The sequence below is a fragment of the Streptomyces sp. NPDC029159 genome, assembly GCF_055564055.1.
This window is the reverse complement of sequence record NZ_JBVHWT010000013.1, coordinates 85,969-101,857: the sequence shown is the minus strand read 5'-3', so window position 1 is coordinate 101,857 and position 15,889 is coordinate 85,969. Positions and strand designations below refer to the sequence as shown.

The window sequence follows — 15,889 nt, the reverse complement described above, 5'->3', positions numbered from 1 at the left end:
TGAACACGATGAAACCCCCGTTGGACACATGGTCACACGCAGCGCCAGATGTTGCCCTGCCGCGCAGGTCGGAAACCCCGTCCGCGCGGCCACACCCAGAACACTAGACACCCGATCCCTCTGGGAGAAATGACATTGCTGACCCACCTATACACTCAGCGAATCAATGTCGACCTACGTCATCTCCGATGCTTTCTGGCGGTGGCCGAGGAAGGCGGCTTCACCGCCGCCGGCCGACGACTCCACCTCGCCCAACCCACCCTCACCCGCACCATCAAGTCCCTTGAAGAGTCTCTGGGGGTCCAGCTCTTCGAACGCAACACCCGCAGAACGGAACTCACCAAAAAAGGGGAGAAGCTACGGGAAAACCTCGGACCCCTGCTCGGCCAACTCGACCGGACATTAAAGGACTTACGGGAAGGTGAGAAACTGCGCATCGGGTTCAGCTGGGGACTGCCCGAGGGACTGTCACGATTCGCCGCCCGGTTCGCGGAGGAGACCGGGACCGGAGTCGAGTTCGTCCGCTGTGAGATCCCCCAGGCCGGGCTCGACACCGGCCAGGTGCATGTGGCCCTGCTGCGCGGCACACCACCGCCCAAGAACCTGCGCAGCCGCTTCCTCTACGAGGAGCCCCGCATCGCGGGCGTCCCCGCCGGCTGGGAACTGGCCGCACGCACCGCACTCGACTGGGCGGAACTCGCCGATCTACCGCTGATCATCAACACCGCCAGCGGCACCACCTTCCCCGACATGTGGCCCGCCGGCCGCCGCCCGGCGGTGGGCGCCGAGTGCCGCAACTACGACGAATGGCTGGAGCAGGTGGCCGCGGGCCTGGGCGTGGGCACCGCGCCGATCTCCACCGCCCGCCGCTACACGCACCCCTCCGTGCACCTCGTCCCCCTCACCGGCGCACCCACCGTGAGCGCCCACCTCGCCTACCCTTCCCACGGCGCCCACCCGCAGGCCGCCCGCTTCGTCAACCACGCCTGGCGGGCGTCCGACGAATTGCAGACGTAGCCACCACACCGGGCAGCCCGCCCCGAGGCCGGCGTCGGCGCGTGCGCCGCCCCGTCCACCCGAGTCACTCACCCCGCACACAGAAACCCCAGGTCACGCTCTACGTGACCTGGGGTTCCCCACTGAACCGCCCAAGGAAATCGCCCCCTTGGCCTGCGCGTGACGAGGACCTACGCATGACGAGGCTGCCTGAGATCGTGCCGCCTGTGCTGTGCCGTAGCCCTGAACCCCGTTTTCCCGAGCGCCCCTGCGCGGTGACACGGCCGGCTCGGCGCACGCCGCGTGAACGGGGCGCTCGTCCCGGACTGCGAGGAACTGCCCGCGCCCGCTCCTGCGACCATTCCGACCTCCGACCCCAACGATCTCCTGGCTCTCTGCGGCACTGGCGTATCCGACGTCAGGGTCTGACCACACAACACTGTCCCCAGACCTCAGAGCACCTTGGCGTACGGCACAAGGGTCGGCAGTAGGGCCGTCCGTAACCAGTGGTCACGGCTGAGACGACCTTGGTACAGCCGCTGTGATCACGGCGTCGGTGCCGTCCTGGACAAGTCCGTTCACCGGACTGAGCCCGCGCCGCTCCGCCAAGTTGGTGGCTGCGGTGCGCCATGAGCCCGCCAGGACGGTTCAGCACGGACAACCGTGAGGGCTACCGCTCGCAGATTGGATCTTCCTGACCACCGGCGCGTACCGGCCCACCCAACCTGACGCTACGTCAACTGGCTCCGCTCTTCGGTATCTCCAAGTCTGCAGCCGACCGGGTCGTCGACCGCTCGGCGAACCCACGCCGAAGGAGCGCACGGCGCTGCCGCCGGAGGCATCGAACAGGCGCCGCTCGGACTTCACGCCCGAGGAGCGAGCCCGGCACTACGACGCCAAACCCCGATCTCGTCCGCACCCTGCTCGCCGACACCGACACCGACGTCGGCCCGGCCCCGGTGCCCGCCGCTCACGGAGGCCACACATGATGCGCAGCCACCCACCGGCCCGACCACGCCGCGCCCTTGACGGCACATGGCAGGGCGGCACGGTGCTCAGCCCTGCGCGGGCCTCGCCACTGTGCCGGCTGCCTCACTCCCTGTTGTCGCAATGCTTGCCCTTGCAAGGCCGGCAGTCCTTGCCCTTGCAGGGCTTTTCCGTGACCTTGACCGTGGCTTCGGCCGGTTCGGAGCGGACGGTTCCGCCGTCGGCGGTGGCCACGGCGGTGTTGGTGATCGAGCCGCGCTTCGCGTCCTCCTTCGTGACGGTGTAGCTGCCGGTGCAGGACGTACTCTCACCCGGCGCCAGCGAGGTCGCCCGGCAGGTCACATCGGCGACCCGGTTGTCCTCAACAGTGACACCGCCGAGCGTGGTGTCACCGGTGTTCGTCACCGTGTACGCGTACTCGACCCGGTCCCCGACATGGAACGGGCCCGGCGAGACGACCCGCTTGGTCAGGGCCAGCTCGGGGGCCTGCTGATGCTGAACCGTGATCGTGGCCCTGGCCTGGCCGCTGGCGCCCTTCTGACCGCTGGGTTCAAAGGCCGTCGCTCGCGCCAGGTTGGTGAGCACACAACCACCCTCGGCCAGCTGACACGGAGTGATGTCGGCTTCGGTGATCACATGGCTGCCTCGGCAGCGTGTCCGCCACCGCCGCGGCCGCGGCCGCGGCCGCCCGCGCGAAGTGCTCGTCCAACTGCTCGGGCCGTACCCGTCCATTCGGGCGATGGCATCAGAGGCTTAATCCATTCCACCCGGCTGGCCAACCAGTCCGCGAGCACCACCAGGCCGTGCAGCCGCACCGCCGTAGCCGCCGACAGCTCTCCCGCCGGTGTCGCGCCGGCTCCCAATACCCGCTGCGTCTCCTGAAGGTGCAGCCGCCGCTGCTCCTCCCAGCCCTCTCCCCCAGCCCAGCCTGGTACTTGGATGGCCGCGCGGCCCTGCGCGCAGGAACCACGTCGGCGAAACAGCCGTGATGCCCGCCGAGCAGTTGCGCCACCTGATGAGCCAAATTCCTGGTCTGGTTCCTGGGTGCGGGGTATCCCTGCTCGGCCAGCAGGGATACCAACGCCCAGTGTGTGCCCAGCTCGTGGCGGAACTTCTTGAGCCGCTCGGCCCCCTTTGCCGCGCTGTATGCCTCATCGTCCGCCACCGCCTTGAACGCCGACGGGACCTGGGCCTGGAGCGGCGGAGTGATCTTCCCTAAATCATGTAGACCCACCCGGGTCAGGCCTCCTTCCCCGCCTTTTCGAGGATCACCACGCATTCCACGTGGTGGGTCATCGGGAACAGGCCAAGGAAACTCCACGCGCCCTCGCCACTCGCCCTGCGCTCAGCATTGCCATGCCCGCGACTTCAGCCAGGAGCGGTGTCGCGCACGACATGACGACGGCCTGAACCTGGTGCCGTGCAGTGTGCTCTGGTGTGCCCTCGCTTTGCCTCGGCAGGCCAGCAGCCACGGTGACATTCGTCCACCCAGGACCAAGATCCGGACCATGCACGGACCAGCGCCCCCCGACGGGAGTGACCGCCACCATTTCAGCAGGTCAACACTGCCATGAGCGCTGTACCACCAGCAGACGAAGAACCTGCTGACAGAGCCGATAGCAACCATGCTCAGGGGCCAGTTGGAGCGGCCGGACTTGCCGTCTGCGGTCCGACGCGAGACGACGCCCTAGCCGAGGAAGCTCAACCGGACCTGACGGTCGGGATTATCGATATTCGTATCCGCGAAGCTCCGCCAAGGCGACTGTCAGGTTGGTCGATCGATGCCCCTGGAGCGGCGCGGTCTTCGTTCGGGACGAGGAGGCCGTGGGTTCACATCCCGCCCCCTGACCGAAGAAACAGCAGGTCACACCCCCTCCCTTACCATCCCCGCCCGGAAAGACTTTCGGTACGCGGCCGGGGTGGTACCCACTCGCTCACGGAAGCGCAGGCGCAGCGTGACCGCCGAGCCGAAGCCCGCGATCCCGGCGATACGGTCGATGGGCAGATCAGTGGTCTCCAGCAGCTCGCGGGCCCGTTCCGTACGCGCCCACAGCAGCCAGCCCAGCGGCGTCATGCCGGTCAGTTCACGGAACCTGCGGTGCAGATGGCGCACGCTCATACCCGCCTGACGTGCGATGTCGGAGAGCGTCAGGGACAGATGCAGATTGCGGTGCAGCCAATCCAGCGTGCCGTGCAGTCGGTCCTGCCAGGCCGCGTCGGCGGCCGGCCCCGGCGGGCGGCGCACGAGCTGGGCCATGTCACCGTCCCGCCGCCGGGGCACGACCAGGGCGCGCGCCGTCCTGGCGGCGACCGCGGCACCGTGGTCCCGGCTGACGAGGTGCAGGCACAGATCGAGACCGGCCGCGAGCCCCGCCGAGCTGAGCACCTGCCCGTTGTCCACGAACAGCACGCCCGGGTCCACGCGCACGGCCGGGTGCGCCTGCGCGAGCTGATCGGAGGCCAGCCAGTGCGTCGTGGCATCCGCACCGTCGAGCAGCCCTGCCTCGGCGAGCAGGAACGCGCCCGTGCAGATGGAGGCGATGCGGGTGCCACGTGCCGCCGCCCTCCGCAGCAGTTCCCGTACGTCCTCGTCGGGCGGCTGATCCGCCGCGACGCCGGGTACCACGATCGTGTCGGCACCGAGCGCGGCGCGCAGCGGACGGGCAGGGACGACGCCGAAGCATGCGGCCCCGGCCGCTGTGCTGGTGACCGGCGCATCGCCGCACACCAGCACCTCGTACGGCTTCGAACCGTCCGGCCGCCGGGCGAGATGGAACACCTGGCAGGCGGCGGTCAGATCGAAACCGACTGCCCCCGGGGGCACCACAACAGCCACTACATGCATGGCAGGAACCTATCGGGACAGGTCGCGATTGCCGCTGCCGGTCCCGCCGGGTCCCCAGGCAGCCTGGGGACATGGAAAGACGACAGATGTTGCGGCGTACGACTGCGATGGGTGCCGGGGTGCTGGCGGCGGGCGCGATGAGCGCCGCGCCTGCGGGCGCCGCCACCCACGCACATGCCGGCAACCCCAGCCGCAAGGGCCCGTTCCGCGTGCACATCGTGCTGTTCGACGGGGTGGAGGAGCTGGACTTCATCGCGCCGTACGAAGTGTTCTCGGCGGCCGTCATGCACGGCGGCGACCGGAAGGTGGAGGTCGACTATGTGACCACCGGCGAGACCGGCACCGTGCGCTGCGCGTATGGCACGCAGGTCGCGGTGACCCGCCGTTGGGAGCCGCGCGCAGCCGAGCTGATCGTGGTGCCCGGTGGTGGCTACCGCCGCAAGGACGGCCCCGGCATCTGGGCCGAGATCAAGCGCGGCACGCTCCCCCGGGCCTTGGCCGCGTCCCCACGTCCGGGCCTCACGCTCAGCTCACTGTGCACGGGAGCACTGCTGCTGTCGGAGGCCGGGCTGGTCAAGGGCCGCCGCTGCACCACCCACCGAGGAGCACTCAAGGACCTGGAGAGGGGGGGCGGGGTGCTCACCCCGGCCCGTGTGGTCGACGACGGCGACCTGGTCACGGCGCAAGGCATCTCCTCGGGCCTGGAGTTGGGGCTGTGGCTCGTCAAACGCGAGTTGGGCTCCGAGGCGGCGAACGGCGTCGAGATGATGATGGAATACGAGGCGCGCGGCACCGTCTGGGAGACCCACACACCCCGCTCCCGCTGACCGGACACCGATCGGACCACCCGCCACACGTCGCCGTCCTCACCGCCTTCGACCTGGACGACTACGCCCGCGGTCCGGCACGAGGCGACCTCCTACCCGAGGAAGCTCAACCGCACCTCGCGGTCGGGGTTGTCGACGTTCGTGTCGACCAGGCAGACCGACTGCCACGTCCCCAGCGCCAGGCGGCCGCCGAGGACCGGAAGGGTTGCGTGGGGTGGGACAAGGGCGGGGAGGACGTGGTCGCGGCCGTGGCCGGGGGTGCCGTGGCGGTGCTGCCAGCGGTTGTCGGGTGGGAGGAGGGTGCGGAGGGCGGCGAGGAGGTCGTCGTCGCTGCCGGCGCCGGTTTCCAGGATGGCGATGCCGGCGGTGGCATGTGGGACGAAGACGTTGAGGAGGCCGTCGCGGTCCGGGGCGGCCTCCCGGAGGAAGGCGTCGCAGTCGGCGGTGAGGTCCGCGACGGTTTCGTGGGTGCCGGTGGTGACGTTCAAGGTGCGGGTGGTGAATCCGGTGCTCATGTAGTCATTGTGGGACGAGTGTGGGGTTCAGAACGCCCGGCGGGCCCGGGAGCGCGGGGGCACGGGCGCCCCAGAGGCATCATCAGCGGATCCTAAGAGGGCAATCCGATCCTCCCTGGAGAGCGCGTGCCGATGTGCTCACCCGGGCGTTCCGGTGAACTCCCGAAGCACTCACCCAACAATCCCGGCCCCGCAATGTGTCCGCAATAAATATCCACCTGCCGAGACGATGATTGACCCGTCCGCGAAGGCGTGGATACGTTCGGCGTATGTGGATGCCAGCCTTGCTCACGACGCGTGGTCATATCGACCTGCTGCGAGTGACGTCTGCCGCGTGTTGTCGCGGCGGTGTGCGGGGCTGTGCGGTGCGGTGTTGCCACGGCGGCGATTCCGGGGTCAGCTGCAACTGCTGACAGGCCGTCGAATCATGAGGTGAACTGACCGCTGGAGAGCGGTATATCCGTCTACCCGCGCACCTCGCTTCGCTTCCCCCTTTCCTCTCCTCGCTTCCGCGAATCAGCGGCGTCGCGGCCCTCTTCCGCCCTTGGTGGCGGGTTCGGGCCATGCCCGAACCACGGTGCGCACATGCCGTACGGCGACACTTCTCATGCCCTACGTTCGCCACTCTCGGCGAAACGTAATCCCCCTCCAAGAATCCCCCTCAAGGCATGCCCTTTCCCGGGGCTGCCGCGTCTGGAGTTCCCGATGAGTCTCGACCTCGGCCGAACGGCTGCCGGACCGGCGCCGCCCCGTGGATCGGCGGCGGTACCGGTCGCCGGGTCCGCCCCACGGCCCCCTGAGCTGGAGCCGGTCGTCGCCGTCTCCGGGCGTCGGCGCGGGATACCCCGATGGGTGCGGCGGGCAGCCGGCCCCGTGACGTTGCTGGTCGCATGGCAGCTGCTCAGCGCGACGGGGGTGCTCCAGGAAGACGTTCTCGCCTCGCCCGGCACCATCGCCCGGACCGCCGCGGGGCTCGTCGCGGACGGGACGTTGCCGTCGGCGATGGCGGTGTCGTTGCAGCGGGTCGCCGTCGGGCTGGTGCTCGGCGGGGCGATCGGCGTCGTTCTGGCATTGCTTTCCGGGCTTTCGCGGGTCGGGGAGGATCTGATCGATGCGACGGTGCAGATGCTGCGGTCCGTTCCGTGGGTCGGTGTCATTCCGCTCTTCATCATCTGGCTGGGTATCGGCGAGGCGCCGAAGATCGCGCTGATTGCGTTGGGCGTCGCGTTCCATCTGTATTTGAATGTGTATGCCGGAATCCGTGGGGTGGACCCGCAATTGGTCGAGGCGGGTACGTCGTTGGGGCTCGGGCGGTGGGGGTTGGTGCGGCATGTGGTGTTGCCGGGGGCGTTGCCCGGTGCGATGACGGGATTGCGGTATTCGCTGGCGACCGCCTGGCTGGCGCTGGTCTTCGGTGAGCAGGTGAATGCCGATGACGGGCTCGGGTTTCTGATGAATCAGGCCCGGGAGTTCTTCCGTACCGATGTGATCGTGGTGTGCCTGGTGGTCTATGCGCTGCTCGGTCTGCTTGCCGATTTCCTCGTCCGAACCTCGGAAAGGCTGTTGCTGCAATGGCGACCGACATTCACCGGAAAGTGAGCCCGAGACCGGGAGGTACCGGACCGGACGAGGGTCGGGCGGCCGCCGTACGGGCCCGTGGGCTGGTGCGGGAGTTCGGCGGGCGGCGGGTGATCGACGATCTGGAACTGACACTGGCGCCAGGTGAGTTCGTGGCGCTGCTGGGGCGCAGTGGCTGTGGGAAGTCCACGCTGTTGCGGGTGCTGGCGGGGCTCGACCGGGAGATCGGTGGCGAGGTGTGGGTGCCGCGCCGTAAGGCGGTGGCGTTCCAGGCGCCGCGGCTGATGCCGTGGAAGAGGGTGTGGCGCAATGTGCTGCTGGGGCTGCCAGGGCGTCCCGAACGCGCCGTGGCGGAGCGGGCGTTGGCGGAGGTCGGGCTGGGGCACCGGGCCGACGCCTGGCCGCGGACGCTCTCCGGTGGCGAGGCGCAGCGTGCCTCGCTGGCCCGGGCGCTGGTGCGGGAGCCGGATCTGCTGCTGCTCGACGAGCCGTTCGGTGCGTTGGACGCGCTGACCCGGATCACGGCGCAGCGGCTGGTCGCGGAGGTGTGGCGGCAGCGGGGCTGCGCGGTGCTGCTGGTCACCCACGACGTGGACGAGGCACTGCTGCTCGCGGACCGTGTGCTGGTGATGGACGGGGGCCGGATCGCGTACGAGACGCCGATCGCGCTGCCCCGGCCGCGTACGCCCGCCGATCCCGGGTTCGCGGAGCTGCGCGCCGGGTTGCTGGACCGCCTCGGAGTGGCGGATCCGGTGGGCGGCGGGGACACCGTCCTCGGGAGCGCGCCCGTCGCTGTGGGCGGGGCGGCGCGATGACGGTCGTCGGAGAAGGGAGCGGACAGCTGATGAGAGCACGTGTGCGGCGGTTCGCCGGGCCGGTGCTGCTGGTACCGCTCGCGGTGTTGCTGGCCGCCTGCGGTGGTGCGTCGCGGGCGGACGGCGCGGCGGGCGGGAGCGGCGGCGACGTCGACGGGAAGGGGTCGTTGACCCTCAATGTCGGTGATCAGAAGGGTGGTTCGGAGGCGATTTTGCGGGCCGCCGGGGAGCTGGACGGTCTCACGTACCGGATCAAGTGGTCGACGTTCACGTCCGGGCCGCCGCTGCTGGAGGCGGTGAACGCCGGTGCCGTGGACATCGGTGGGGTGGGCAACACTCCCCCGGTGTTCGCCGCGGCGGCCAAGTCGAAGATCAAGGTCGTGGCCGGTGCGCACAGCCGCGCCGAGGGCGATGCGCTGCTGGTGCGGAAGGACTCCCCGCTGACGCGGACCGCGCAGCTCAAGGGCAAGGCGATCGCGGTGGCGCAGGGCAGTTCGGCGCACTACCAGCTTCTGGCGCAGCTGCGGAAGGCGGGGCTCTCGCCGAAGGACGTCACGCTGAACCACCTCCAGCCGGCCGATGCGCTGGCCGCGTTCACCCGCGGCAAGGTGGACGCCTGGGCGATCTGGGATCCGTACACCTCGCAGGCGCTGGATCAGGCCGGTGCGCGGGTGCTCGCCACCGGGCAGGGCGTGGTCAACGGGCTGAGTTTCCAGGTGGCGGCGCCCGCCGCGCTCGGTGACGCGAAGAAGGCGGCGGCGCTGAAGGACTACGTCGAGCGGCTGCGCCGGGCGCAGGACTGGGTGTACAGGCATCCGGACGCCTGGGCGAAGGTGTGGGCGCAGGAGACCGGTCTGCCGCAGCGGGTGGCGCTGGACGCGGTCAGGCGCACCAAGGGCACGGCCGTACAGGTCGCCCTGGACAAGGCGGCCGTCGCCTCCGAGCAGCGGATCGTCGACGCGTTCGCCGGTGCGGGGCTGATCCCTCGCTCCTTCGACTTCGGGGAGTTCGTCGATCCCCGTTTCAACCGCGATCTGCCGCCTTCGGGTACGGCGCCGCGTTCCTACGGAAAGGCCCACTGACATGTCCGTACATCTGCACTGGTTCCTGCCGACCGGCGGCGACGGGCGCACCCTGGTCGACCGGCACGCCTATACCGACGGCGGCATCAAGCGTGACCGGATCACGCCGGTCAGCGGGGTGCGTGCGCCCGATGTCGAGTACCTCGCGCAGATCGCCAAGGCAGCCGAACAGCTGGGGTTCGAGGCGGTGCTCACGCCGACCGGTACGTGGTGCGAGGACGCCTGGCTGACGACGACGGCGCTGACGCAGGTCACCGACCGGTTGAAGTTCCTGGTGGCGTTCCGGCCGGGGGTGATCTCGCCGGTGCTGGCCGCGCAGATGGCGGCGACGTATCAGCGGCTCTCGCGCGGACGGCTGCTGCTGAACGTGGTGACCGGCGGCGACTCCACCGAGCAGAAGCGGTTCGGCGATCATCTCGACCACGATCGGCGCTATGCCCGCACGGATGAGTTCTTGCAGGTCGTACGGGGTGTGTGGAGCGGGAAGCCGTTCGACTTCCATGGGGAGCACTACCAGGTGGAGGGCGGGCTGACGGCGCTGCCGCCGGACCCGCTGCCGCAGATCTTCTTCGGCGGTTCGTCGGCGGCGGCGGGTCCCGTCGCCGCGCGGAACGTCGATGTGTATCTGACCTGGGGTGAGCCGCCGGAGCAGGTGCGGCAGAAGATCGAGTGGATCCGGGGGCTGGCCGAGCGGGAGGGCCGCGAGGTCCGCTTCGGTATCCGGCTGCACACCATCTCCCGCGACTCGTCGAAGGAGGCGTGGGCGACCGCGGACCGGCTGCTCGGGGATCTGGATCCGGACACCGTGGCCGCGGCGCAGCAAGCTCTGGGCAAGAGCGAATCGGTGGGCCAGCAGCGGATGCTGGCGCTGCACGGCGGCTCCCGGGACAAGCTGGAGATCGCGCCGAACCTGTGGGCCGGCGTCGGTCTGGTCCGCGGTGGCGCCGGGACCGCGCTGGTCGGCAGCCATGCGGAGGTCGCCGACCGGATCGAGGAATACCACGCGCTGGGCGTCGAGCACTTCGTGCTGTCCGGCTATCCGCATCTGGAGGAGGCGTACTGGTTCGGTGAGGGCGTCCGTCCCGAGCTGGCGGCGCGGGGGCTGCTCGCCGGGGTGCCGTCGCCGCTGGAGGGCGTCCCGGCGGCCAACGGCCGGCCGGCGTCCGCGCCCGGCGGGGCGCCGCTGCTGGTGGCCGGCGGGCGCTGAGCCGTCGCCTGCCCCGGGGCGGCCGGGTCCGTTCCGTCACGTCGGTGGCGGTACGGGAAGATCCGGCCGCCCCGGGTCGTTGGTGCGGGCATGGACGGCAGCGGTGGGCCGGGCGCGGTGCGTGCGGTCGAAGTGGCGGTGGTCGGTGCAGGTCAGGCGGGGTTGTCGGCCGCCTTCCACCTGCGGCGGGCGGGGTATGCGCCCGACCGTGACACCGTGCTGCTCGACCACGCGCCACGCCCGGGCGGCGCCTGGCAGTTCCGCTGGCCGACGCTGACGTACGCGAAGGTGCACGGGATGCACGCGCTGCCGGGCATGGAGCTGACCGGTGCCGATCCGGAGCGCCCGTCGGCGGAGGTGATCGGCGGCTACTTCGCCCGCTACGAGGAGCGCTTCGGGCTGCGTCCGCACCGGCCCGTCGAGGTGTCGGCGGTACGGCCCGGCCCCGGCGCGCGGCTGCTGGTGGAGACGTCGGAGGGGACGTATGCGGCGCGGGGGTTGATCAGTGCGACGGGCACCTGGGACCGTCCGTTCGTGCCGCGGCTGCCGGGCCAGGAGGTTTTCCGGGGGCGGCAGTTGCACAGTGCGCGGTATCCGGGGCCGGAGGCGTTCCGCGGGAAGCGGGTCGTGGTGGTCGGCGGTGGGACGTCGGCGGTGCAGCAGTTGCTGGAGATCGCGCCGGTGGCGGCGGCCACGGTCTGGGTGACGCGGCGGCCGCCGGTCTTCCGGGACGGCCCGTTCGGTGAGGCGGAGGGCCGGGCGGCGGTCGCGGCGGTGGAGCGCCGGGTCCGTGAGGGGCTGCCGCCGCGCAGCGTGGTGAGCGTGACGGGGCTGCCGATGACGGAGGCGATGCGCCGGGCCCGTGCGGACGGGGTGCTGCGGCGGCTGCCGATGTTCGAGCGGATCACCGAGGGCGGCGTGGCCTGGGCGGACGGAAGCACCTTCGCCGCCGACACGCTGCTGTACGCGACGGGGTTCCGCGCGTCGATCGGCCATCTCGCGCCGCTGCGGCTGCGGGAGGCGGGCGGCGGTGTCCGTCTGGCCGGCACCCGGGCGGTGCGCGATCCGCGGGTGCATCTGGTGGGGTACGGCCCGTCGGCGAGCACCATCGGGGCGAACCGTGCGGGGCGGGCGGCCGTCCGCGACCTGGGGCAGTTGCTCGGTGGCCCGCCGCATCCGGCCGGTGCCGACGGGCAGGGCTCCCGCGACGCCCGTACGGAGGACGGCACCCGTCCGGGAGGGGAACACACGAACGCGGGATCGAGTGTTCGCCAGAAGGCGTGATCGATCCCGAAAGTGGTTACCCGGACATCTCGCGTCGGGTCATGATTACGGGGCGCAAGTGAGGGGCTGCAGACCGTCACAGCGCCTCCGGTCGACATCCCTTGCTGGGCCGGAGAGTTGGTCCCACACGTACATAGGCACAAGGAGAAACACCGCGATGAACATCCTCACCAACCTGCTTGCCGGCATCGTCCACTTCGTGGGTTGGCTCGTCTGACGAATCGCACCTCGGCGCCGCTCCTCCCCGTCCCAGGGAGGGGCGGCGCCTCCGTGTGTGCAGCCAACCGTTCACGGTGCGGCGCTCCTTACGCCTGCGGGGTCGCCTGCTCCGACGCCGGGGCCGGGTCCGTGCCGTCCAGCGGGCGCCGCGCCGTCTCCGGCAGCGTCAGATAGACGACGAAACCCGATCCCAGCGGCGCGCGGTAGCGACCAGAACGCGCCGGTGACCAGATCCAGCAGGGGGTCCACCGACCCACAGCGGGGGAAGCAGCCGCTCACCGTCCGGACGAAGTGGACCGTCCCCCAGCAGCCACGGTGGATCAACGCCGTACGCATTCCGGCTGCGGCGACGCGCTCGAAAAACAGGATCCGGCTGGTGGGAGCCTGGTTCGTGCGCCGGCAGACGGAAAGTGCACCATGGTGCGGGGAGCCCGGATCGGCGGCGCGTGGAGGGCCGCCAAGGGCCGAGGGGTCATCGGCCTTGGCTAATGCGGCGGGCTATTGAAGCGACGGGCGAGGAAATGGCGCGGGATTACGACAGTCAGTTGTTGGAGTCGGTGGCGGTACGCCGTCGCAGGATGCGTGATGCCTTGTTGTTCGGCGCGCAGCGCGGGCGTCGTACGGCGGACGAGCGGCTCGGGAAGGTATTCGCGGGGATCGCCATCACCGCTGTCCTGTGCGCGGGGTGCGTCGGGTGGTCCTTCCTCCAGCACACCTTGACGAAGCAGAAGGCCGAGCAGGAGAAGCAGCAGCATCAGATGCAGCAGTACGAGCAGCCGGCGAAGTCGGCGAATCCCTAGAAGCCGCCGGATTCAGGATCTTCTTGGGACGCCGGGCAGAGGCGGCGGAGGCGCACCGGACAGGCATGTCTTATTCGGCCGAGAGTGCGTCAACCCCGCGATGATAGGTTCCCGTAAGTGGTGAGCAGAGCAACGACTTCCCAGGCACAACTGAGCCGAGTGACATTGGTCGGCGAGCGACGCCGGGCTGACATCGTCCTGCTTTCCGATACGCCCATCGGGCAATTGCTCCCCGATATCCTGCGGCTGCTGGGCGACCGACCCGCTTCGGGGCCGATGTCGCGGCAGCTGATCACATCCGACGGTTCCGTTCTCCCGCACGACAGCACGCTGGCATCGGCCGGCATCGTCGACGGTGCGGTCCTCCGGCTCGTCAGGACGCACTCCGCGCCACCCGCTCCGGTGGTGCATGACGTCACGGACCAGGTGGCCGACGATCTCGATCTGCGGGCCTGGCGGTGGCGTCCCGCTGCGCGCCGGGCCGGCGCGGGGGTGGCCACGGTCTCCTTCACGCTGATCGCCGCGTTGCTCGCCCGGCGCGAGTTCGCGCTGGACGCGCTCGTCGGTCCGTGCTCGGCTCTCGCCCTCGTGCTTCTGGCGGCCGGTCTGCTCGTCACCAGGGTCGGGCGGGGGAACCGGGGCCTGACGACCGCGCTCCTCCTCGCGTCCGGCGGGCTCGGTGTCCTTACCGCGTGGATGGCCGCCGACGCGTACGCCTGGTCGGGCGCGGCACGGCTCGCCGGCGTCGCGGGGGTGCTGGTGCTGACGCTCGGGTGTCTCGGCTACTTCTCGCCCCTCGGCAAGGGTGGGCTCGTCGGCGCCGTGACGACGGCCGTGATTGCCGTGGTGTGGGAGGCGGTCGCCGCCGTCCAGAGCGATCCGGCCCGGCTCGGCGCCGTCATGGCGGTGTTCTCGCTGGTGCTGCTGGGGGTGCTGCCGCGGCTTGCCCTGATGGCGTCGGGGCTCACCGCGCTCGATGACCGCCGCTCGGGCGGGGTCTCCGTCAGCCGTCATCAGGTGGGGACCGCTCTTGCGGCGACACACCGGGGTCTTGCCCTGTCGACGGTCGTCACCGCGGTGTCGGCGGTCGCCGCCGGGTGGTTGCTCACCCTGGCCGGGAAGCCGACCGTGTGGACCGCTGTGCTGGCGTCACTCGTCGTCGTGGTGCTCGTGTCGAGGGCGCGGGCCTTCCCGCTGGTCGCCGAGGTCGTGGCGCTCCTGGTCGCCGCCTCGTGTCTCGTCGTGCGCCTGGTGACGGTGTGGATGGAGCATGCGGGGGGCGCCGGGCCGCTCGCCGTGCTGGGTGCTGCCGCGGTGTTGCCGCTGCTCGCGTTGGCGGTGCAGGTGCCCGAGCATGTGCAGGTGCGGCTGCGGCGCGTGGCCGATCTGGTCGAGTCCGTGGGCATGGTGGCGCTCTTCCCGCTCGCCTTCGGGGTGTTCGGGGTCTACGGGCAGCTGCTCAACCAGTTCTGAGTCGATGTGCAGGCGCTCCGGTCGGAGCAGGGTGGGGTGAAAGTCAGGTATGCCGAGCGGAGACGGCTGGCAGGGTGAGGTGCTGCGCGACCTGAGAGGTGGCGCCCAGCAGGGTGCCCAGGGCTCCGACGGAGGGGCGTACCACACGCCGTCGTCCGGGCCGGGCCCGTCCGCACACCCGGCCCAGGCCCCGGACGGGGTCCATGGAGCTGATGCACTCCGGCAGGCCGCCCACCCGTACCCGGGGCAAGAGCCGCAAGCGGACTACCGGGAGCAGAAGCAGCACGCCCCGGCGGCTTACCCGTCGGCTCCCCAGCCCTCCGGTGCCTCCGGCTCCCGCCCCGTGGTGGACGAGGCCCTGGCCGACGCAGTACGCCACAAGCCGCAGCACGGCGAGCCCTTCGCCGCGCGGGCCGTACGCGCCCTGCGGCGCGCGGTGTCCTCGTCGGCAGCGCGCGAGGTCGCCGATGTCACCCGGACCGCCGGAGTGCTTCAGCAGCCGGTGACGACCGGTCGGCAGATCGCCGTGACGTCCATCCGGGGCGGCTCGGGCAAGTCGACCGTCTCCGCGTTGCTGGGCACCACGTTCGCGCACTACCGGCAGGACCCGGTCCTCGTCCTGGAAGCCGATCCGGCGCTGGGCACGCTGCCGTCGCGGCTCGGCGCCCGGACGCGGCGCTGGACCACCGGCGAGATCGCGGACCTCGTCAAGCCGGACATGACGCTGCTCGATGTCACCGGTTACCTCGTCCAGCTGCCCGACAACGCCTGGCTGCTGCCGGCGAGCCAGGGGCAGATCGGTGCGATGCTGGACAGCCGGGCGTACGAGCGGGCCGTGGTGGCGCTGCGGCGCTACTTCGGTGTGATGGTCATCGACTGCGAGACGCTCCCCGCCGAGGTGGCCCGGGTCGCGCTCGCCGCCGCCCATGGCCGCGTGCTGACCGCACCGGCCACGCCGGAGGGCATCACCAGCACCTACGCGGTGCTCCAGTGGCTGCAAGGGCTGCCTCCGCATGTGATCGCCGGCACCGTCGTCGTACTCACCGAATTGATGCCACGCTCACGGATCGATCTCGACGAGGCCGCCGAGAAGCTCAAGGCCACCGGGGTGAGCGTCCAGATCCTGCCGTTCGACCGGCACCTGGCGGCAGGCGGGCCGGTGCAGACCGCACTGCTCGCTCAATCGACCAGGCAGGCCGCCGCACGCATCGCCGCGGATGTCTTCCACCTCTCCCAGCAGCGTCACTGACCAGATGCCGAG

14 protein-coding genes and 2 pseudogenes are annotated in these 15,889 nt (G+C 70.5%); 11 read left to right on the top strand and 5 right to left on the bottom strand.

The features are described 5' to 3' along the window. Nucleotides 1-129 precede the first annotated feature (129 nt). Together ACZ4U4_RS23650 and ACZ4U4_RS23645 are read left to right on the top strand one after the other, a co-directional pair. Nucleotides 130-1,017 (top strand): LysR family transcriptional regulator, encoded by an 888-nt coding sequence (locus tag ACZ4U4_RS23650; RefSeq protein ID WP_467877719.1) that lies wholly within the window; start codon nt 130-132, stop codon nt 1,015-1,017. A gap of 701 nt (nt 1,018-1,718) precedes the next feature. Next, nucleotides 1,719-1,820: pseudogene (locus tag ACZ4U4_RS23645) on the top strand (helix-turn-helix domain-containing protein); the annotation flags it as partial. Nucleotides 1,821-2,088: 268 nt separating this feature from the next. Here ACZ4U4_RS23645 and ACZ4U4_RS23640 read toward each other — a convergent pair. From ACZ4U4_RS23640 to ACZ4U4_RS23630, 3 genes and pseudogenes are all read right to left on the bottom strand, one after another. Then, on the bottom strand, nt 2,089-2,619 hold the full coding sequence (locus ACZ4U4_RS23640) for a DUF7507 domain-containing protein (RefSeq protein ID WP_467877717.1): 531 nt from the start codon (nt 2,617-2,619) through the stop codon (nt 2,089-2,091). Beyond that, nucleotides 2,616-3,262 (bottom strand): annotated as a pseudogene (locus tag ACZ4U4_RS23635) (CRISPR-associated endonuclease Cas3''). The gene ACZ4U4_RS23640 and the pseudogene ACZ4U4_RS23635 overlap by 4 nt, the downstream one beginning before the upstream one ends. 585 nt (nt 3,263-3,847) lie before the next feature. Beyond that, nucleotides 3,848-4,828, bottom strand: a complete 981-nt coding sequence (locus tag ACZ4U4_RS23630; RefSeq protein WP_467877714.1) for a GlxA family transcriptional regulator — start codon at nt 4,826-4,828, stop codon at nt 3,848-3,850. 71 nt (nt 4,829-4,899) lie between these two features. On the opposite strand from ACZ4U4_RS23630, the gene ACZ4U4_RS23625 reads away from it, so the two are divergent. Beyond that, complete coding sequence (locus ACZ4U4_RS23625) at nt 4,900-5,655, top strand: DJ-1/PfpI family protein (protein WP_467877711.1); 756 nt, start codon at nt 4,900-4,902, stop codon at nt 5,653-5,655. 92 nt (nt 5,656-5,747) lie between these two features. Here ACZ4U4_RS23625 and ACZ4U4_RS23620 read toward each other — a convergent pair whose 3' ends face one another. Continuing rightward, the gene (locus tag ACZ4U4_RS23620; RefSeq protein WP_467877708.1) at nt 5,748-6,170 is read right to left on the bottom strand and encodes a YjbQ family protein; all 423 of its coding nucleotides are present in this window, start codon (nt 6,168-6,170) and stop codon (nt 5,748-5,750) included. A gap of 705 nt (nt 6,171-6,875) precedes the next feature. On the opposite strand from ACZ4U4_RS23620, the gene ACZ4U4_RS23615 reads away from it, so the two are divergent. The 5 genes from ACZ4U4_RS23615 to ACZ4U4_RS23595 all read left to right on the top strand — a co-directional run bounded on the left by ACZ4U4_RS23615 (nt 6,876) and on the right by ACZ4U4_RS23595 (nt 12,136). After that, entirely contained in the window at nt 6,876-7,769 is an 894-nt protein-coding gene (locus ACZ4U4_RS23615; RefSeq protein WP_467877706.1) for an ABC transporter permease, read from the top strand. Then, entirely contained in the window at nt 7,742-8,563 is an 822-nt protein-coding gene (locus ACZ4U4_RS23610) for an ABC transporter ATP-binding protein (protein ID WP_467877703.1), read from the top strand. The genes ACZ4U4_RS23615 and ACZ4U4_RS23610 overlap by 28 nt, the downstream gene beginning before the upstream one ends. 41 nt (nt 8,564-8,604) lie before the next feature. Further along, nucleotides 8,605-9,645 carry an ABC transporter substrate-binding protein gene (locus tag ACZ4U4_RS23605; RefSeq protein ID WP_467877947.1) on the top strand — a complete coding sequence of 347 codons (1,041 nt, stop codon included), beginning with the start codon at nt 8,605-8,607 and terminating at the stop codon, nt 9,643-9,645. Nucleotide 9,646: 1 nt separating this feature from the next. Then, nucleotides 9,647-10,852 carry an LLM class flavin-dependent oxidoreductase gene (locus ACZ4U4_RS23600; protein ID WP_467877700.1) on the top strand — a complete coding sequence of 402 codons (1,206 nt, stop codon included), beginning with the start codon at nt 9,647-9,649 and terminating at the stop codon, nt 10,850-10,852. A gap of 90 nt (nt 10,853-10,942) precedes the next feature. Then, a complete protein-coding gene (locus ACZ4U4_RS23595) occupies nt 10,943-12,136 on the top strand; it encodes an NAD(P)-binding domain-containing protein (RefSeq protein WP_467877698.1) in 1,194 nt (397 codons plus the stop codon). Nucleotides 12,137-12,441: 305 nt separating this feature from the next. Here the strand turns inward: ACZ4U4_RS23595 and ACZ4U4_RS23590 are convergent, their stop codons facing one another. Then, nucleotides 12,442-12,612, bottom strand: a complete 171-nt coding sequence (locus ACZ4U4_RS23590) for a hypothetical protein (protein WP_467877696.1) — start codon at nt 12,610-12,612, stop codon at nt 12,442-12,444. A 264-nt stretch (nt 12,613-12,876) separates the two neighbouring features. Between ACZ4U4_RS23590 and ACZ4U4_RS23585 the strand changes: the two genes are divergently transcribed. From ACZ4U4_RS23585 to ACZ4U4_RS23575, 3 genes are all read left to right on the top strand, one after another. Beyond that, nucleotides 12,877-13,155 (top strand): hypothetical protein, encoded by a 279-nt coding sequence (locus ACZ4U4_RS23585; protein WP_467877694.1) that lies wholly within the window; start codon nt 12,877-12,879, stop codon nt 13,153-13,155. Nucleotides 13,156-13,272: 117 nt separating this feature from the next. Next, nucleotides 13,273-14,628, top strand: a complete 1,356-nt coding sequence (eccD, locus tag ACZ4U4_RS23580; protein WP_467877692.1) for a type VII secretion integral membrane protein EccD — start codon at nt 13,273-13,275, stop codon at nt 14,626-14,628. Nucleotides 14,629-14,677: 49 nt separating this feature from the next. Then, entirely contained in the window at nt 14,678-15,877 is a 1,200-nt protein-coding gene (locus tag ACZ4U4_RS23575; protein ID WP_467877689.1) for a MinD/ParA family ATP-binding protein, read from the top strand. Nucleotides 15,878-15,889 lie beyond the last annotated feature (12 nt).